General features: G+C 58.0%; 19 protein-coding genes and 1 other annotated feature. Of the genes, 11 read left to right on the top strand and 8 right to left on the bottom strand.

Annotated features, from left to right (window positions below; genetic code table 11):
• Positions 1 to 41: 41 nt before the first annotated feature.
• Both IM284_RS09825 and IM284_RS09820 read left to right on the top strand, forming a co-directional pair.
• On the top strand, positions 42 to 1,379 hold the full coding sequence (locus IM284_RS09825; RefSeq protein ID WP_080351061.1) for an MFS transporter: 1,338 nt from the start codon (positions 42 to 44) through the stop codon (positions 1,377 to 1,379).
• A gap of 51 nt (positions 1,380 to 1,430) precedes the next feature.
• Positions 1,431 to 2,660 carry a DUF3748 domain-containing protein gene (locus tag IM284_RS09820; RefSeq protein ID WP_193055800.1) on the top strand — a complete coding sequence of 410 codons (1,230 nt, stop codon included), beginning with the start codon at positions 1,431 to 1,433 and terminating at the stop codon, positions 2,658 to 2,660.
• Here the strand turns inward: IM284_RS09820 and IM284_RS09815 are convergent.
• Positions 2,657 to 2,989 carry a YceK/YidQ family lipoprotein gene (locus IM284_RS09815; protein WP_014881914.1) on the bottom strand — a complete coding sequence of 111 codons (333 nt, stop codon included), beginning with the start codon at positions 2,987 to 2,989 and terminating at the stop codon, positions 2,657 to 2,659. The genes IM284_RS09820 and IM284_RS09815 overlap by 4 nt on opposite strands.
• 250 nt (positions 2,990 to 3,239) lie before the next feature.
• Positions 3,240 to 3,311 (top strand) — a sequence feature (ROSE (Repression Of Heat Shock gene Expression) occurs in the 5'-region of heat shock genes and acts as an RNA thermometer to modulate expression.).
• Between IM284_RS09815 and ibpA the strand changes: the two genes are divergently transcribed.
• The 3 genes from ibpA (at position 3,305) to IM284_RS09800 (ending at position 6,071) form a co-directional block, all read left to right on the top strand.
• The gene (gene ibpA / locus IM284_RS09810; RefSeq protein WP_008500162.1) at positions 3,305 to 3,715 is read left to right on the top strand and encodes a small heat shock chaperone IbpA; all 411 of its coding nucleotides are present in this window, start codon (positions 3,305 to 3,307) and stop codon (positions 3,713 to 3,715) included. Its footprint overlaps the feature before it by 7 nt.
• Positions 3,716 to 3,851: 136 nt before the next feature.
• Positions 3,852 to 4,280 carry a small heat shock chaperone IbpB gene (gene ibpB, locus IM284_RS09805; RefSeq protein WP_028014943.1) on the top strand — a complete coding sequence of 143 codons (429 nt, stop codon included), beginning with the start codon at positions 3,852 to 3,854 and terminating at the stop codon, positions 4,278 to 4,280.
• Positions 4,281 to 4,409: 129 nt separating this feature from the next.
• Positions 4,410 to 6,071: a putative transporter gene (locus IM284_RS09800; protein WP_047366728.1), complete on the top strand. Its 1,662-nt coding sequence runs from the start codon at positions 4,410 to 4,412 to the stop codon at positions 6,069 to 6,071.
• Here the strand turns inward: IM284_RS09800 and IM284_RS09795 are convergent.
• Positions 6,039 to 6,785: a GntR family transcriptional regulator gene (locus tag IM284_RS09795; RefSeq protein WP_028014945.1), complete on the bottom strand. Its 747-nt coding sequence runs from the start codon at positions 6,783 to 6,785 to the stop codon at positions 6,039 to 6,041. The two genes, IM284_RS09800 and IM284_RS09795, sit on opposite strands and share 33 nt — an antisense overlap.
• Before the next feature lie 221 nt (positions 6,786 to 7,006).
• Here IM284_RS09795 and IM284_RS09790 point away from each other — a divergent pair, with 221 nt between their 5' ends.
• From IM284_RS09790 to IM284_RS09775, 4 genes are all read left to right on the top strand, one after another.
• Entirely contained in the window at positions 7,007 to 8,629 is a 1,623-nt protein-coding gene (locus tag IM284_RS09790) for an alpha-glucoside-specific PTS transporter subunit IIBC (protein WP_047366727.1), read from the top strand.
• On the top strand, positions 8,626 to 9,948 hold the full coding sequence (locus IM284_RS09785; RefSeq protein ID WP_045260840.1) for a 6-phospho-alpha-glucosidase: 1,323 nt from the start codon (positions 8,626 to 8,628) through the stop codon (positions 9,946 to 9,948). Before IM284_RS09790 ends, IM284_RS09785 begins: the two co-directional genes overlap by 4 nt.
• A 92-nt stretch (positions 9,949 to 10,040) precedes the next feature.
• A complete protein-coding gene (locus IM284_RS09780) occupies positions 10,041 to 10,388 on the top strand; it encodes a YidH family protein (RefSeq protein ID WP_047366726.1) in 348 nt (115 codons plus the stop codon).
• Complete coding sequence (locus tag IM284_RS09775) at positions 10,378 to 10,725, top strand: DUF202 domain-containing protein (protein ID WP_023309822.1); 348 nt, start codon at positions 10,378 to 10,380, stop codon at positions 10,723 to 10,725. The genes IM284_RS09780 and IM284_RS09775 overlap by 11 nt, the downstream gene beginning before the upstream one ends.
• Before the next feature lie 17 nt (positions 10,726 to 10,742).
• On the opposite strand, the gene dsdA is transcribed toward IM284_RS09775, so the two are convergent.
• Positions 10,743 to 12,029 carry a D-serine ammonia-lyase gene (gene dsdA, locus IM284_RS09770; protein WP_047366725.1) on the bottom strand — a complete coding sequence of 429 codons (1,287 nt, stop codon included), beginning with the start codon at positions 12,027 to 12,029 and terminating at the stop codon, positions 10,743 to 10,745.
• A gap of 17 nt (positions 12,030 to 12,046) precedes the next feature.
• Positions 12,047 to 13,384, bottom strand: a complete 1,338-nt coding sequence (gene dsdX, locus IM284_RS09765; RefSeq protein WP_028014951.1) for a D-serine transporter DsdX — start codon at positions 13,382 to 13,384, stop codon at positions 12,047 to 12,049.
• 204 nt (positions 13,385 to 13,588) lie between these two features.
• Here dsdX and dsdC point away from each other — a divergent pair, with 204 nt between their 5' ends.
• Together dsdC and IM284_RS09755 are read left to right on the top strand one after the other, a co-directional pair.
• Complete coding sequence (dsdC, locus tag IM284_RS09760; protein WP_047366723.1) at positions 13,589 to 14,515, top strand: DNA-binding transcriptional regulator DsdC; 927 nt, start codon at positions 13,589 to 13,591, stop codon at positions 14,513 to 14,515.
• A gap of 84 nt (positions 14,516 to 14,599) precedes the next feature.
• Positions 14,600 to 15,688, top strand: a complete 1,089-nt coding sequence (locus IM284_RS09755) for a glycoside hydrolase family 5 protein (RefSeq protein ID WP_047366722.1) — start codon at positions 14,600 to 14,602, stop codon at positions 15,686 to 15,688.
• Here the strand turns inward: IM284_RS09755 and emrD are convergent.
• From emrD to tisB, 4 genes are all read right to left on the bottom strand, one after another.
• Positions 15,591 to 16,775, bottom strand: coding sequence for a multidrug efflux MFS transporter EmrD (gene emrD, locus IM284_RS09750; RefSeq protein ID WP_039024559.1), 1,185 nt, complete (start codon positions 16,773 to 16,775; stop codon positions 15,591 to 15,593). The two genes, IM284_RS09755 and emrD, sit on opposite strands and share 98 nt — an antisense overlap.
• Positions 16,776 to 16,950: 175 nt before the next feature.
• Positions 16,951 to 17,784 carry an EamA family transporter gene (locus IM284_RS09745; RefSeq protein ID WP_028014955.1) on the bottom strand — a complete coding sequence of 278 codons (834 nt, stop codon included), beginning with the start codon at positions 17,782 to 17,784 and terminating at the stop codon, positions 16,951 to 16,953.
• A gap of 62 nt (positions 17,785 to 17,846) precedes the next feature.
• Positions 17,847 to 18,293: a GNAT family N-acetyltransferase gene (locus tag IM284_RS09740; protein ID WP_028014956.1), complete on the bottom strand. Its 447-nt coding sequence runs from the start codon at positions 18,291 to 18,293 to the stop codon at positions 17,847 to 17,849.
• 64 nt (positions 18,294 to 18,357) lie between these two features.
• Positions 18,358 to 18,447, bottom strand: coding sequence for a type I toxin-antitoxin system toxin TisB (tisB, locus tag IM284_RS09735; RefSeq protein ID WP_045260836.1), 90 nt, complete (start codon positions 18,445 to 18,447; stop codon positions 18,358 to 18,360).
• Between the last annotated feature and the right edge of the window lie 53 nt (positions 18,448 to 18,500).

The raw sequence follows: 18,500 nt of genomic DNA, 5'->3' as shown, positions 1-18,500 counted from the left end.
ATCATACATACAAAAATATAACCCTCTGTAAATTACAGGGCATGGTGAGCGGCTTCGCTATGCCCAAAATCTGGAGACAGATTGCGATGGATATTCCAGTTACCGCTACAAAAATCGGGCGTCGCCGCTACCTGACGCTGATGATGATCTTTATTACCGTGGTCATTTGCTATGTCGACCGCGCCAACCTTGCCGTGGCATCGGCCCATATTCAGGAAGAGTTTGGCATCACCAAAGCGGAAATGGGCTACGTCTTCTCGGCGTTTGCCTGGTTGTATACCTTATGCCAGATCCCCGGCGGCTGGTTTCTTGACCGCGTGGGTTCACGTCTGACCTACTTTATCGCCATATTAGGCTGGTCCGTGGCGACCCTATTCCAGGGCTTCGCCACCGGGCTGATATCGCTGATTGGCCTGCGTGCCATCACCGGGGTTTTCGAAGCGCCCGCGTTTCCGACCAACAACCGTATGGTGACCAGCTGGTTCCCGGAACATGAGCGCGCGTCCGCCGTTGGTTTTTACACCTCTGGCCAGTTTGTCGGCCTGGCGTTCCTGACGCCGCTGCTGATCTGGATCCAGGAGCTGCTGAGCTGGCACTGGGTGTTCATCGTCACCGGCGGGATTGGCATTATCTGGTCGCTAATCTGGTTCAAGGTCTACCAGCCGCCGCGTCTGACCAAAAGTATCACCAGGGCCGAGCTGGACTACATCCGCGACGGTGGCGGTCTGGTGGATGGTGATGCGCCGGTGAAAAAAGAGGCGCGTCAGCCGCTGACCAAAGCGGACTGGAAGCTGGTCTTCCACCGTAAGCTGGTGGGCGTGTATCTGGGGCAGTTTGCGGTCACCTCGACGCTGTGGTTCTTCCTGACCTGGTTCCCGAACTACCTGACGCAGGAAAAGGGGATCGCGGCGCTAAAGGCGGGCTTTATGACCACCGTGCCGTTCCTCGCCGCATTTTTCGGCGTGCTGCTCTCCGGCTGGCTGGCCGATAAGCTGGTGAAAAAAGGGTACTCGCTGGGCGTGGCGCGTAAAACGCCGATTATCTGCGGCTTGCTGATCTCAACCTGCATCATGGGTGCCAACTACACCAACGATCCGGTGTGGATTATGGCCCTGATGGCGGTGGCGTTCTTTGGTAACGGTTTCGCCTCTATCACCTGGTCGCTGGTGTCGTCCCTTGCGCCGATGCGGCTGATTGGCCTGACCGGCGGTGTGTTCAACTTTGTCGGCGGACTGGGCGGGATCACCGTACCGCTGGTCATCGGCTACCTGGCGCAGGACTACGGCTTCGGCCCGGCGCTGGTCTACATCTCTGCCGTGGCGCTGATCGGGGCACTCTCCTACATCCTGCTGGTGGGCGATGTGAAACGAGTAGGCTAATCACTGCGGATGTTTTACCCTGATGCACTCACCGTGCATCAGGGTATCCTCATGAAACAAATTACCTTCGCTTCCCGCAACCACCAGCTGACCAACATCAATACCTGGACGCCGGACAGCCAGTGGCTGGTCTACGACGTGCGCCCGTCAGGCGCGTCATTTACCGGCGAAACCATTGAGCAGGTCAACGTCGTTACGGGTGAGGTGGAGGTGGTTTATCGCGCTACTGACGGCGCGCATGTTGGCGTGGTGACCGTTCATCCGGCACAGGACAAATACGTCTTTATCCACGGTCCGAAAAAACCGGATGCTGACTGGCACTACGATTTTCATCATCGTCAGGGTGTGATTGTGCATCACGGTCAGGTGAGCAACCTGGACGCGATGGATATCACCGCGCCTTATACCGCAGGCGCGCTGCGCGGCGGCAGCCACGTGCACGTCTTCAGCCCGAACGGGCAGTTCGTCAGCTTCACCTATAACGACCATGTTTTACATGAGCGCGATCCGAAGCTCGATTTACGCAACGTCGGCGTGGCGGCACCGTTTGGCCCGATGAACCCGCAGGGGAATCATCCACGTGAATATTCAGGCACGTTCTGGAGCGTGCTGGTCAGCCGCACAACACCCAACCCGCAGCCGGGCAGCGATGAAATTAACCGCGCCTACGAAGAGGGCTGGGTGGGCAACAACAGGCTGGCATTTATCGGCGACACCCTCTCCGCGCAGGGCGAAAAAGTGCCTGAACTGTTTATTGTTAACCTGCCAGAAGACGAGCAGGGCTGGAAACGAGCGGGCGATGCGCCGCTGCAGGGCACCCCAGACACCCTGCCAGCGCCGCCTGCCGAGGTGAAGCAGCGTCGTCTGACCTTTACCCACCAGAGGGCCTACCCGGGTCTGGTGAACGTGCCGCGTCACTGGGTGCGCAGTAACCCCCAGGGGACGCAAATCGCGTTTCTGATGCGGGATGATAACGGCATTGTGCAGCTGTGGCTGATCTCTCCTGAGGGCGGCGAACCGCGCCAGCTGACGCGCACCGGGAGCGGTATTCAGTCTGCGTTTAACTGGCACCCTTCCGGGAACATGCTGGGATTTGTGCTTGAAAACCGAATCGCCTGCTGTGATGCGAAGACTGGAGAAGTGACGTTTTTGACGTCCGATCACGGCAATCCGCCGTCTGCTGATGCGGTCGTGTTTTCCCCGGACGGGCGCTTTATTGCGTGGATGCAAGAGACGGGCGGTTTCCGTCAGCTTTGGGTAACGGAAACCGCGAAGGACTAGCGCGGCGGCATCTCGGCGGGCGGGATAACGGCGTTTGTCGCCAGATTTTCCTGCTCGCTTTTCTCTACCCGTGAGCGCACGGAATCGTCCTTACGGAATACATCCCACGGCAGCAGAAGCGTATCCGCCACTGCTGTAAAGGGCATATCCAGGATAACCAGGGATTTGGTGCCCCAGTTCGTATCGTCATCGGAGATCATCGCCGCGCTGGCGCGCGTCCCCGGATATGTTCCTTCTTTACCGCCGGTGTGAGACATCACGCTCGAACACCCGCAAAGTAAAACCACCCCGCTGAACGTCGTCAGCTTTATCAGAACATTTTTCATCATCACTCAGTCATCGTTAATGGCACTGCATAGACCTGCAACTCAGGGTTATAGCGAGCCTTATCCGAAATGAATAGCCCGATAACCCCGCACTGTGGCAGCCATCGCAATTTAACCCTTTGTGCTGTTGTCCCAGAGTCTATGCGACAACCAGCAAAGTGCAAAAAAATCTCGCCTAAATAGTCTTGAAAAGCTCGGTTCCAGACCCATTTTAAGAATGTGACCCGATAACGAACACGCCTGATGGGTGCTCGGGGGCGCAAAGGCCTGTCCATGGTGGAAGGCTACAATTTCTCGCTGATTTCAGGAGTATTATCTATGCGTAACTTCGATCTTTCTCCGCTATACCGTTCTGCAATTGGTTTTGACCGCCTGTTTAACCATTTAGAAAATAACCAAAGCCAGAGCAACGGCTACCCTCCATACAATGTTGAGCTGGTTGACGAAAACCACTACCGCATCGCCATTGCCGTCGCCGGTTTTGCAGAAAACGAGCTGGAAATCACCGCGCAGGACAACCTGCTGGTGGTGAAAGGTTCCCATACGGCCGAGCAGAAAGAACGTACCTACCTTTACCAGGGCATCGCCGAGCGCAACTTTGAACGCAAGTTCCAGTTAGCCGAGAACATTCACGTTAAAGGCGCGAACCTGGTTAACGGCCTGCTGTTTATCGAACTGGAACGCGTGATTCCGGAAGAGAAAAAACCGCGCCGTATCGAAATTAACTAATTACGCGGGTCGCGCGGGCGGCCCACCCAGACTTGCTTGCCGTAACGGGAGCATATGCGAATCCATCAGGATTTGCAGGAACAACTGTGCACAAAATTAAACTGTGCCGAACTCGCTTCTCAGAAGGAGATTTAGTATGCGTAACTACGATTTATCCCCCCTGCTGCGTCAGTGGATTGGTTTTGACAAACTGGCTAATGCCCTGCAAAGCACCACCGAGCAACAGACATTTCCGCCGTACAACATCGAAAAAAGCGACGATAACCACTATCGCATCACCCTTGCGCTGGCCGGGTTCCGCCAGGAAGATCTGGATATCCAGCTCGAAGGCGCGCGCCTGACCGTGAAGGGTACGCCGGAAAAACAAGAGACCGAAACCCGGTGGCTGCATCAGGGTCTGGTTAATCAGCCGTTTAGCCTGAGCTTTACCCTGGCAGACCATATGGAAGTGTCCGGTGCGACGTTTACCAACGGGCTGCTGCATATCGATCTTATCCGTAACGTGCCGGAAGCCATCGCACCGCAGCGTATCGCCATTAGCGAGCGGCCGGCGTTGAACAGCTAATCCGCTTTACTCACAGACTGCACAAAGCCCTGCTCCGGCAGGGCTTTTTTGTGCGCCATCGCCCATACAACCGCATCCGGCTCTGAGAAAATCCTTGTTATAACTAAGGTTATGCCAAGGATGTGGATCATGAGTGATATCGCGTTAACCGTAAGCGTGTTGGCCCTGGCCGCGGTTGTAGGGCTATGGATTGGCAATATCAAAATCCGTGGCGTCGGGTTTGGGATTGGCGGGGTGCTGTTTGGCGGCATTTTTGTCGGGCATTTTGCTGACAAGCTCGGGCTGGTTCTCAGCGCCGATATGCTCCACTTTATTCAGGAGTTCGGCCTGATCCTCTTCGTCTACACCATCGGGATTCAGGTAGGGCCGGGCTTTTTCGCTTCCCTGCGCGTCTCCGGGCTACGGCTCAATCTGTTTGCCCTCGGCATTGTGGTGATGGGCGGGCTGGTCACCGCAATCCTGCACAAAATCTTTGCTATCCCGCTGCCCGTGGTGCTGGGCATTTTCTCCGGGGCGGTTACCAACACGCCGGCGCTCGGTGCCGGGCAGCAAATCCTTCGCGATTTGGGCATTGAACCCGGCATTGTCGACCAGATGGGGATGAGCTACGCCATGGCCTATCCGTTTGGGATTTGCGGCATTCTGCTCTCCATGTGGCTGGTCCGCGTCCTGTTTCGCGTTAACGTCGACAAAGAGGCGAAGGATCACGAAACCACGCTCACCAATGGCCATATGCCGATCAAAACCATCAACATTCGCGTCGATAACCCCAACCTGAACAATATGGCGATTCAGGACGTACCGATCCTGAACAGCGCCAATATTATCTGCTCCCGCCTTAAGCGCGACGACGTGCTGATGGTGCCTGCGCCCGGCACGATGATCCAGCAGGGTGACCTGCTGCACCTGGTCGGCCAGCCGGGGGATTTGAACAACGCGCGGTTGGTGATTGGTCAGGAAGTGGATACCTCGCTTTCAACCCGCGGCACCGATATGCGCGTGGAGCGTGTTGTGGTGACCAACGAGCACGTTCTTGGCAAGAAAATACGCGATCTGCAGGTAAAAGAGCGCTACGACGTGGTCATCTCCCGCCTCAACCGTGCGGGCGTCGAACTGGTTGCCAGCCCGGAGGCCAGCCTGCAGTTCGGGGATATCCTCAACCTGGTCGGACGCCCGTCGTCCATCGATGCCGTGGCGGATATGGTAGGCAACGCCCAGCAAAAACTGCAGCAGGTGCAGATGCTGCCGGTGTTTATCGGCATCGGGCTTGGCGTGCTGCTCGGCTCTATTCCGCTGTACGTGCCGGGCTTCCCGGTGGCGCTCAAGCTCGGCCTGGCGGGCGGGCCGCTGATTATGGCGCTGATCCTCGGGCGTATCGGCTGTATCGGGAAGCTCTACTGGTTTATGCCGCCGAGCGCTAACCTGGCGCTGCGCGAGCTGGGCATCGTGCTGTTCCTGGCGGTTGTCGGGCTGAAGTCCGGCGGGGATTTTATCGATACCCTGGTCAAGGGCGAAGGGATGAGCTGGGTCGGCTACGGCATCTTTATCACGGCGATCCCGCTGCTGACGGTGGCAATCCTGGCGCGGATGTTCGCCAAAATGAATTACCTGACGCTGTGCGGCATGCTGGCGGGCTCCATGACCGACCCGCCAGCGCTCGCTTTTGCCAACAACCTGCACGCCACCAGCGGCGCGGCCGCGCTCTCCTATGCCACCGTCTACCCGCTGGTGATGTTCCTGCGCATCATCACCCCGCAGCTACTGGCGGTGCTGTTCTGGGGGATGGGCTAACAGCTCTTCCGGGTGGATGCGCCGCAGATGGTAGTCCACCTGGTAATCGCTGGTATTTCGGAACATCACGGAATAATTGAGGAACTCGCCGCTGTCGCTGTAGGAGAGAGAGGTAATTCGCAGCAGTGGCGTCTGTTCCGGCAGATTCATATAACCGGCCAGCTGTTTATCTGCCAATACCGGCGTCAGGCTCTCGTAGTTGCCGCTGATGGTGATCCCGCACTCCTTCTCAATGTAATCAAACTTAGACCCCTCAAGATGCGCCAGCGACAGGTTGCGGAACAGCTTCACCGGCATAAAGCTGTCTTCCAGCATCAGCGGCTTTCCGTCCACGTAGCGCACCCGCCGTGAAAAGTAGATCCGCTCATCCACCTGGATCCGCAGCTGGCTGGCGATGGCGGGCGGGGCGGGCATCACTTCGAACTGCAGCACCTTGCTCTGCACCTCTTTTCCCTGCTGACGCAGCACCTCCACCAGCCCGGTCAGGTTAGTGGTTTCGTGGTGAACGTCTTTGCGCGAGACAAACGTTCCGCTGCCGTGCCGGCGCTCAACCAGCCCCCAGCTCACCAGCAGATCCAGCGCCTTGCGGATGGTCATGCGCGCCACGCCAAACTCCTGCGCCAGCGCTTTTTCACCAGGCAGCGGGCTGCCGATGTTGTAGTCCGATGAATTCAGCCGCAGCCGCAACCTGTCAGCAATTGATTTGTAGATCACCAGTAGACCTCTCTGCCCTTACCAGGGCGTGGAATGCGTCCTGACATGTCCATATTTACCGCAAGAAGTAGACCTGACTGGTCAAAATAAAACCATGAATGCGATCACGAATCGCAGCGGCACGCCATGTTCGCGCATCAGTAAGTTCTTATGCTCACCTCAGGCCAGCACAAAACCATAAAGGCCTCTACCCCTACAGGTTGTTACGTGAGGATTTAAAAATGCTCAGTCAAATACAACGTTTTGGCGGTGCCATGTTTACCCCGGTGTTGCTGTTTCCGTTTGCCGGGATCGTGGTGGGAATCGCCATCATGCTTCGCAACCCGCTGTTTGTCGGCGAAGCCTTAACCGCCCCCGATCATCTTTTCGCGCAGATCGTTCACATCATTGAAGAGGGCGGCTGGGCGGTGTTTCGCAATATGCCGCTGATTTTTGCCGTCGGCTTACCGATTGGCCTGGCGAAGCAGGCCCAGGGCCGCGCCTGTCTGGCCGTGCTGATTAGCTTCCTGACCTGGAACTACTTCATTAACGCGATGGGGATGACCTGGGGCCACTTCTTTGGCGTCGACTTCTCCGCCGAACCGACGGCGGGAAGCGGGCTGGCGATGATTGCCGGGATCAAAACGCTCGATACCAGCATCATCGGCGCCATCGTGATCTCAGGCATCGTCACCGCCATCCACAATCGCTATTTCGACAAGCCGCTGCCGGTCTTTCTGGGGATTTTCCAGGGCAGCTCGTTTGTCGTTATCCTCGCGTTCTTCGTGATGATCCCCTGCGCCTGGCTGACGCTGCTGGGCTGGCCGAAAGTGCAGATGGGTATTGAGTCCCTGCAGGCGTTCCTGCGCTCTGCCGGTGCGCTGGGCGTGTGGGTGTATACCTTCCTGGAACGCATTCTGATCCCAACGGGGCTGCACCACTTCGTCTACGGTCCGTTCATCTTCGGCCCGGCGGCGGTGGAGGGCGGTATTCAGGTCTACTGGGCGCAGCATCTGCAGGAATTCAGCCAGAGCACCTTGCCGCTGAAGACCCTCTTCCCGGAGGGTGGCTTCGCACTGCACGGCAACTCAAAAGTGTTTGGCTCGGTCGGGATTGCCTTCGCTATCTGGTACACCGCGTCGCCAGAAAATCGCGTCAAGGTGGCGGGCCTGCTGGTTCCGGCCACGCTAACTGCCGTGCTGGTGGGCATTACCGAACCGCTTGAGTTCACCTTCCTGTTTATCTCGCCGCTGCTGTTCGCCGTGCACGCCGTGCTGGCGGCCACCATGGCGACGGTGATGTACGCCTTCGGCGTCGTGGGGAACATGGGCGGCGGCCTGCTGGACCAGTTCCTGCCGCAAAACTGGATCCCGATGTTCCATAACCACGCCTCGACGGTGTTCACCCAGATCGGCATTGGTGTCTGCTTCACCGGCATCTACTTCGTGATCTTCAAAACGCTGATTGAGCGTCTGAACCTGAAAACGCCGGGCCGGGAAGAGAGCGAAATCAAACTCTACAGCAAGGCCGACTATAAGGCGGCGCGCGGGCAAACCACCGCCCCGGCGGCGGCCAGCCAGCAGGTTGGGCAAGCCGCCGGATTCCTGCAGGCGCTCGGCGGTGCAACAAATATCGAAAGCATCAACAACTGCGCCACCCGCCTGCGTATCGCGCTGGTGGATATGGCGAAAACCCAAAGCGACGACGTCTTCAAAGCCCTGGGCGCACATGGCGTAGTGCGACGCGGCAACGGCATTCAGGTAATTGTCGGCCTGCACGTTCCTCAGGTGCGCGACCAGCTGGAATCGCTGATGAAAACCCCTTTAACAAATGAACAAACCACCCTGACAGAGGCTATATCATGAAAAAATTCTCAGTTGTCATTGCAGGCGGCGGCAGCACCTTTACGCCTGGTATCGTCCTGATGCTGTTAGCCAACCGCGACCGCTTCCCGCTGCGCGCCCTGAAGTTCTATGACAACGACGGCGCGCGTCAGGAGACCATCGCCGAAGCGTGCAGAATCATCCTTAAGGAGCAGGCCCCGGAGATTGAATTCAGCTACACCACCGATCCAAAAGCGGCGTTTACCGATGTCGATTTCGTGATGGCGCACATCCGCGTGGGCAAATACCCGATGCGCGAAAAAGATGAAAAAATCCCGCTGCGCCACGGCGTGCTGGGCCAGGAAACCTGCGGACCGGGCGGTATCTCTTACGGCATGCGCTCTATCGGCGGCGTGCTGGAGCTGGTGGATTATATGGAACAGTACTCTCCGAACGCGTGGATGCTGAACTACTCCAACCCGGCGGCGATTGTCGCAGAAGCCACGCGCCGCCTGCGTCCGAACGCTAAAATACTCAACATCTGCGATATGCCGATCGGCATTGAAGGGCGCATGGCGCAGATTGTCGGCCTGAAAGACCGCAAAGAGATGCGCGTGCGCTACTACGGCCTGAACCACTTCGGCTGGTGGACGTCGATTGAAGACCTGAACGGCAACGATCTGATGCCGAAGCTGCGCGAATACGTGGCAAAAAACGGCTATGTTCCGCCTTCGGAAGATGCGCATACCGAAGCGAGCTGGAACGATACCTTTGCCAAAGCTAAAGACGTGCAGGCGCTGGATCCGGATACCATGCCGAACACCTACCTGAAGTATTACCTGTTCCCGGACTACGTGGTCGCGCATTCCAACCCGGAACGGACCCGCGCCAATGAAGTTATGGATCACCGTGAGAAGCATGTGTTCAGTTCCTGTCGGGCGATTATCGAAGCCGGCAACTCCGCCGCCGGTGAGCTGGAAATCGACGAACATGCGTCGTACATCGTCGATCTGGCGACTGCGATTGCCTTTAACACCCAGGAGCGGATGCTGCTGATAGTACCAAACAACGGTGCCATCCATAACTTTGACGCCGACGCGATGGTGGAGATCCCGTGCCTGGTGGGCCATAACGGACCGGAGCCGCTTACGGTGGGCGATATTCCGCACTTCCAGAAAGGGCTGATGAGCCAGCAGGTGGCGGTGGAAAAACTGGTGGTGGATGCCTGGGAGCAGCGCTCGTACCAGAAGCTCTGGCAGGCCATTACCCTGTCGAAAACCGTGCCGAGCGCCTCCGTCGCGAAAGCGATTCTGGATGACCTGATCGAGGCCAACAAAGAGTACTGGCCAGAGCTGCATTAATCGTCCTGACCGGCATCGCCCGATGCCGGTCTCCTTGTCCTTGTCGATTTACGCTATGCTGAAGCCTGCCCGTAGCACGACAAGGAACCTTCATGAAAATTTCCCGCCTCGGCGAAGCGCCGGACTACCGCTTCTCTCTGGCTAATGAACGCACGTTTTTAGCGTGGATCCGCACCGCACTGGGCTTTCTGGCCGCAGGTGTCGGCCTTGACCAGCTCGCCCCCGATTTTGCCACGCCGCTGATTCGTGAAGTGCTGGCGCTGCTGCTGTGCCTGTTCGCGGGCGTGCTGTCGATTTACGGCTACCTGCGATGGCTGCGCAATGAGAAGGCGATGCGCCTGAAGCAGGATCTGCCCTATACGCGCGGGTTACTCGTCATCAGCGTGATTCTGCTGGCGGTGGCGGGCGTGGTGATGGCACTGGTGTTCTATGGCGGATAGTCGCAAAGCGCGGCGCGAAGCGGACCCCGGCCTGCAGCCGGAGCGGACGTCGTTGGCCTGGCTGCGCACGCTGCTGGGGTATGGCGCGCTGATTGCCCTGGCGATTAAGCACAACTGGCACCGAACCGGGGTGCCATTCTGGATCTCTATTATTGTGCTGGCGCTGGTGGCCATCATTTTATGGCGCTATACCCGCAGCCGTAACCTGATGGACGTGGCGCAGAACGATTTTGTACAGCCGAAAGCAGTGCGGGATAAATTCCTGATTGCGCTGGCTGTTCTCTCGCTGTCGCTGCTGTTTGCGGTGACCCATATTCAGCAAATTTTGAGCCTGTAAACCGAGTGGCGGCTTAATTACTTCCCTTTAGCCAGATACTTCGCCATCTCGTCTTCCGGCACCATGCCGCCGCCGGTCGCCCACACCAGGTGGGTAACGCTGGCGTCTGAAGGCACGCGCAGCGGCCCGGCCATCCCCGCCAGTGCTGAAGGCTCAAGGCGGATCCCTTCCTCCTGCGCCATCCAGCCAAGCATGTCGTACATGCTCCGATCGGAAAGGGTATAGAACCCGTCGAGCAGGCGCTCCATCGCGCGGCCCACGAAGCCGGACGCGCGCCCAACCGCCAGACCGTCCGCCGCCGTCACGTTATCAATGCCCAGATCCTGCACTGCAATCGCATCATGCAGGCCGGTGTAAACGCCCAGCAGCATGCACGGCGAGTGCGTTGGCTCCGCGAAGAAGCAGTGCACGTTATCACCAAAGGCCAGCTTCAGGCCAAACGCCACGCCGCCAGGCCCGCCGCCTACGCCGCACGGCAGATAGACGTACAGGGGATGATCCGCATCCACCACGCGGCGCTGTTCGGTGAACTGCGCTTTCAGGCGCTCGCCCGCCACCGCATAGCCCAGGAACAGGGTGCGGGAATTCTCATCGTCAATGAAGAAGCAGTTCGGATCGCTTTCCGCCGCTTTGCGCCCTTGCTCCACCGCCACGCCGTAATCCTGCTCATATTCCACGACGATGACACCGTGGCTGCGCAGCCTGGCTTTCTTCCACTCGCGGGCGTCGGTGGACATATGGACCGTCACCTTAAAGCCGATGCGGGCGCTCATTATGCCAATGGATAACCCCAGGTTGCCGGTGGAGCCCACGGCAATGCTGTACTGGCTGAAGAAGGCCTTAAAGCGTGGCTCCAGCAGAATGCTGTAGTCGTCTTCGGTGGTCAGCAACCCGGCTTCCAGCGCCAGTTTTTCCGCGTGGGTCAGCACTTCATAGATGCCGCCGCGCGCTTTAATCGAGCCGGAAATCGGCAGGTGGCTGTCTTTTTTCAGCAGCAGCGTGCCGGGAATGGATTTGCCAGATTCTCTCTCCAGCCGCGCCTGCATTGCCGGAATGGCGACCAGTTCAGATTCAATAATCCCACCCGTTGCCGCCGTCTCCGGGAAGGCTTTCGCCAGATACGGCGCGAAGCGGTTGAGGCGCGCATGGGCATCGTCCACGTCGGCTTTGGTCAGCCCGACATAGGGCAGCCCTTCTTCAAGCGTGGTGGTGTTCGGGTTAAGCCAGGTGGTTTCTTTCAGGGCAATCAGATCCTCAACCAGAGGAAACTGTGCGGTTAAAGTGGTGATAGTTGCGTTTTCCATAATATGTCTCTTCGCGCTCAGATAATGAAAGAAAGCAGGAATGTGCCGCCAAGTGCAAGCACCGAGGCGATAAACGTCGCCGTCGTATAGTATTTGAAGGTCTCATTCAGGGTCGCGCCGCAGTATTGCTTCACAAGCCAGAAGAGAGAATCGGTCACGATCGTGCAGCCAATGGCGCCGGAACCGATGGCAATGGTGATGATCTCCGGGCTGACGTTCGGGTAGAGCGGCAGCATCGGCGCGACGATGGCCGTGGCGCCCATCATCGCGACCGTGGCGGAGCCTACGGCGGCATGCAGCACCAGCGCCACCAGCCAGGCGAGCAGGATAGGGTGCATGTGCAGGTTCGAGAGAATTTGCGCCAGCGAGTCCGCCAGTCCGCTGGTTTTCAGGATGGCGTTGAACGCGCCGCCCGCGCCGATAATCAGCAAAATGTTGGCGATAGAGCCAAAGCCGTGCTCGGTGTGCGTCAGCATCGCGCCCATGCCCATGTGCTGGCGGATGCCCAGCAGGTAGTAGGCGACAAACACGGCGATAAACATGGCGGTGATCGGGTTGCCGATAAACTCCAGCAGCGTATACAGCGTGCCGTCTTTTGCCATATTCAGTTCAGCGATGGTCTTCACCAGCATCAGGGCAATCGGCAGCAGCACCGTAAACAGCGTGGCGCCCAGCGACGGCAGGGTATGCTCCTCCCGCACCTTCAGGTCTGAAAATTCCGCCGGAACCGGTTTAAACGGCAGACGATTGCCGAGCAGCTTCAGGAACAGCGGGCCGCCGACCAGAGAGGCCATCAGGCCGACCATCAAACCGTAGACAATGACCGTTCCAACGTCCGCCCCTAATTTATTGGTCACAAACAGCGCGGCCGGATGCGGCGGCACCACGCAGTGCACCGCCATCAGCGCGGTACAGAGCGGAATGGCCAGCTTGAGCAGCGACGTGTGGGTCTTTTTGGCGATGGAAAACGCCAGCGGTATCAGCAGGACCACGCCCACTTCCACGAACAGCGTAATGCCGCAGATCAGGCCCACCAGCACCATAATCACGTCTGCTGACAGCCAGCGGCAGCGCTGCAACGTAATCCCGATGCGCTCTGCCGCGCCGGAAACCTCCATCATCTTGCCGAGAATGGTCCCAAGACCAATCACGGCCGCCAGGAAGCCCAGCGTGCCGCCAATCCCACTCTCAATGGCGTTTACCATATCCAGCGGGCTCATTCCCATCATTGCGCCGACGAAAAAGCTCGCCAGCAGCAGCGCGAGGAACGGGTGAAACTTTAGCTTAACGATGGTTAAAACAATCAACACAATGCTGACCAGCAGCGTTGCCACAACCCAGACCTGAGATCCCATATCTCACCTCACCCTTATGTCATCTGGGGGTATTGGACGAAAAAGCGGCGTGGGCTGACAAACGATATAAATTGGCGTTCAGGTGAGCCAGATTGAATCAACTGAGTGACTGCGCTCTAAAAAACGCGCTTAAACCGCATTAGGTTCACATATATTCACCCTTAAACAGTATGCTGAGCGCAGAAACCACGCGTGAGAATTGTGATGACCGATGCAAATGAAGCCAGAAACCGGCTGCTCAACGGCTGGCAGCTGTCGAAAATGTACACCTTTGAAGTGGCGGCTCGACATGAATCCTTCGCGCTGGCGGCGGAGGAGCTGTCGCTCAGCCCCAGCGCGGTGAGCCACCGCATCAACCTGCTCGAAGAAGAGCTCGGTATTCAGCTGTTTGTCCGTTCGCACCGTAAAGTCGAGCTGACGCAGGAGGGAAAGCGCGTTTACTGGACGCTAAAATCGTCCCTCGACACCCTGAATCAGGAGATCCTGGACATCAAAAACCAGGCGCTGTCCGGCACGCTGACGGTCTACTCCCGGCCGTCGATCGCTCAGTGCTGGCTGGTACCCATGCTGGGCGACTTTACCCGCCGCTATCCGTCGATTTCGCTCACCGTCCTGACCGGCAATGATTACATCAATATGCAGCGAACGGGGGTCGATCTGGCGCTCTATTTCGACGATACGCCGCCAAACCATCTGTCTCATCACTTCCTGATGGACGAAGAGATTTTGCCCGTCTGCTCGCCGCAGTATGCCCGCGAGCATGAGCTGTTGAAAAACCCCGATAACCTTAGCCACTGCACGCTGCTGCACGACCGTCAGGCCTGGAGCAATGATTCCGGTACGGATGAGTGGCTGAGCTGGGCGCAGCACTTTGCGGTGAATATGCCGCCATCGTCGGGTATTGGTTTCGATTGTTCCTACTTAGCGATTATTGCGGCCATCAACCACGTCGGCGTCGCGATGGGGAGAAAGCGGCTGGTGCAAAAACGGCTTGAACGGGGCGAACTGATCGCCCCGTTTGGTGACAAGACCCTGAAATGCCATCAGCACTACTATGTTTCGACGCTTTCGGGCCGACAGTGGCCGAAAATAGACGCCTTTATCGGCTGGCTGAGAGAACTGGCAGGTTGAAGAATTATTACGCTTTCGCGCTACACCAAATGTGAAAAAGCATGCTAAATACAGGTAATGCTTTCGATTTATCCAGGGTAAACCGTGTTAAAGCCTCTTATAGCGACCGCGTTACTGATCTCTTCCGGCTGGGCCATTGCCGCTGAGCCGCCGCTGACGGCTGCCCGTTATGCGCAGCAGCTGGGCGTCGGGATGGATGTGGACTGGGCGCGCACCGAGCGCGGCATACGCGAGTTCGACCCGCTGGTGGTTCGCGATTTTCGCGCAAAAGGCATTACCCACGTGCGCATTCGCGTCGCCGATGAGCCGACGGAAGCACGGCTGATCCACCTGCGCAAGCTGGTGGAAGCCTGCGAGCAATATGGCGTGATCCCGATTATCGCTTATCAGGCCGATGAATATAAAAACGACCCCAAAGCCGATAACGAGAAAGAGACGATCAACTGGTGGATTGCCGTGGCGCACTATTTCGGCCAGAGCTATCCGCTGCTGGGTTTTGACCTCATTTATGAGCCAGCCGACAAGCTTAACCACAACCTCGCGTCGTTAAACCGCGTGTATGAAAAAACCATTAAAGCGATCCACGACATCGACCCGCAGCGCATGATTTTCATTGCGCCGCGCCTGCGTGCCGCGCCGGAAGATTTATCCGGCCTGAAGCTGCCTGCGCACAGTCAAAACTACCTGCTGGCGGAGTGGCATATTTTCCCGTGGGGGCCGCTGAAAAATAGCGGTAAATACCCGTGGACGTCCGGCACGGCGGCTGAGAAGGCGGCTATCCGTAACCGCATCAGCGCCGCGCTGCGCTGGCAGCAAAAAACCGGGCACGTCAGTTGGGTTGGGGGCTGGGGCGTGGGGGAGTCAAACCACCTCACGCCAACCGCTTCGCAAATGGCCTTCGCCACCTTTATGGCCTGCGAGCTGCAAAAGGCGAAAATCCCGTATGCGCTTAACGCGGATTTCCAGTTTTATGACGGGGAAGAGGGGGCCTGGCGGCCTGCGCCGGAGCCGTTATTGCAGGCGATGATTGCGCCCGTCTGTGAAAAGCCCGGCGAGAAGCCGGGCCATCATGCGGTTAAACCGGCTGCTCGTGATGCGGAACGCGCGACGACAGCGGCAGCCAGCACAGTAAAATCAGCAGCCCCATTAGCGTCATCAGCAGGCCCAAACTAGCCTGCCCGGTCTGCGGCATCATGGCCGAGAGCCAGGCCAGCGCGCCGGAACCGATGTTCTGCAAACCGCCCACCAGCGCGCCCGCCGTGCCGGCGAGGAACGGGAACGGCTCCATCGCGCCGCTGGTGGCGAGCGGGAACAGCATTCCCGCGCCGAAGAAGAACAGCGCCGCCGGAATCAGCAGCGTCCAGACGGTCATCACGCCAAACAGCCCCGGGATCCACATCATCAGACCCGCCAGCAGGCAGCTGATCACGGCCTGCCACATCAGGGTTGAAAAGCGCTTGTTCTGACGCCCGGCAAACCAGGCGCCAAAGAACGCCGCCGGGATTGGCAGAATAAACAGAATGCTCACCACCATGCTGCTCAGGCCAAGACCCGCGCCCAGCAGCACGCCGGAGCAGGCTTCGAACACTGCAATACCCGCCAGGCCGCCGATCAGCATCAGCAGGTAGCAGGTAAACGCGCCGTTGCCGAACAGCGTCTTATAGCTTGTGAGAAGCTTCGTGCGCGGCGCGTCTTTTGGACGGGTTTCCGGCATCCAGCGCGCCATGCTGAAGGTGACAATTACGCAGAGCACCAGCAGAAAGGCGTAACAGGCGCGCCAGGACCACATTGTGTCCAGCAGGCCGCCAATCAGTGGAGCGAGAAGCGGGCTGACCAGAATGCCCATGTTTAACAGGCTGTTGGCGTGGCGGAGCTGGGTGCCCTGATACATATCGCGCGGTAAGGTTCGCGCCATCACCCCGCCGACACCCGTCCCAACGCCCTGCAGGGCGCTGGCGGCAATCAGTACGGTCAGGCTGTGGGTGGTAATGGCAATCACCGTCGCTACCATGAAAATGCTCATGCCCACCAGGATCACCGGGCGACGCCCGACGCGGTCGGAGAGCGGGCCGTAGAAGAGCTGTGAAACGCCATAGGTCAGCAGGTAGGCTGCCATCACGCTCTGCACCGCGCCTTCGCGGACGTTCAGTTCCTTTGCCATGTCGGCAATCGCCGGAATGTAGATGGTTTGCGCCATCTGACCGACGGCCACCAGTAACACCAGCATCAACAATAAGTTAACGTTCCTTTGCTTTTTCATGTCGCTGAATACTTTTGCCAAAAGAGAGAAATGAAGAATAAGTGACTACGCATTCCCATAAATGCGCGAGGAATCTACCACAGACAGATGACAATTTAAGCATTGTTGCGGTGAATGAAAAAACCGGGAAAGGCAGGATTTGTAAACAAGAACGGCAACTAATGTTGCCAGCGATTTACGCCAGACGCAGCAGAATAGCGCCGACAGCAATACCCAGCGCTGCCGCGATGCGCAGGCCCGCAACCTTCTCTTTTAAAAGGACAAAGGCGATCAGCGCCCCGAAAAGAATCGAGGTTTCACGCAGCGCGGCGACCACCGCCAGCGGCGCCTGCGTCATCGCCCAGAGGGCCAGACCGTAAGAGCCCATGGTCCCCACGCCGCCGAGCAGCCCTTTTTTCCAGTGCAGGCGCAGGTAGCTGGATGCCTCGCGCCGACGCGCCACCATCGCCCAGCCCAGCAGGCAGAAGCCGTTCATAAAGAAGGTCCAGAGCGTGTAGCCCAGCGCGGTGTCCGACAGCCGCACGCCGGTGCCGTCCACCAGCGTATACCCGGCGATAAAACAGGCGTTCAGCAGCGCCAGCCAGATCCCCCTGCGTGACTGCATGCGGCCATTCATCGCCATCGCCAGAATCGACAGGCAAATGACTCCGATACCGGACCAGGCTAGCCAGGAGAGATGGTCGCCGAGCGCCAGCACGCTGATCAGCGCCACCAGCAGCGGGGCGGTGCCGCGCATCAGCGGATAGGTCTGGCTCATGTCTGAGACCTGATAGGTCTTCGCCACAAGCACGGTGTAGACCACCTGTAAGGCGCAGGAGACGATCAAAAACGGCCAGCTTGCCGCAGAAGGCTGTGGTGAGAAGGGCAGTAAAATCAGGGCAATAATCGCGGCTGAGCCGCTAACGCCGATCGCAGAGTAGAGTTTATCCGTTCCGGCTTTAACGATAGCGTTCCAGCTGGCATGCAGCAGTGCGGCGAAAAGCAAAATGCAGAAAACGGTGATGGTCATGGCGTATTGGGTGATGAATTGTCACTCAACTGTAACATTCACATCCTGATGCCGCCAGCCGGTTACACCGCACAAAAAAGGCGGTGCGTCACCCGTGGTTCGTCTGAGACCAGCGTAAAACCGGCTCGATTGTAAAATCCGTACGCGCTGTCCGGCGCGTGAGTATTCAGAAAATCAAACCAGATGCTGGCATCCGCCATCACTACGGTTAAAAGCTGTTTTCCAATGCCCAGCCCGCGGCACTTCTCGCTGACGTAGAGATGGCGAATGCGTCCGGCACGCGGCTGCTGGCTGAACGGATCGCGGTTGAGGCCACACACGCCCACCAGCTTGCCGTTAAGAAACGCACCCAGCAGCTTTTCACCCGGCGCGTTAAAGCGGTTCTCACCCCGCAGCCAGTTCTCTTCCAGCCTGCGCAGCATGTTGAAATTCAGCGCGATACTTTCCGCCTTCAGGGCGATATACCCCGGCTCATCCGGTGTGACAGGCTCAATTAACAGACGCGACATAGCATTCCCTCGTTATTAAAGAGGGGCGGTTGCCCGCCCCTCTCAGGTGCGACTTGAACCTGAATTACCGAACGTATTTCAGGACAGCATCAAGCAGTTGCAGTACTGCAACAATGAGTTTGAGGATAAGTATCACCATATCCACTACGCTCATACGCGTCTCCTTTTGGTTAAAAGGAGCACGATGCTGGCGTACCTTTCCGCCGC

The organism is Enterobacter cloacae complex sp. P12RS (assembly GCF_014895875.1).
GTDB classification, from domain to species: domain Bacteria; phylum Pseudomonadota; class Gammaproteobacteria; order Enterobacterales; family Enterobacteriaceae; genus Enterobacter; species Enterobacter bugandensis.
Note: the sequence above shows the minus strand (reverse complement) of the source record. Positions and strands in the feature narration are given on the sequence as shown.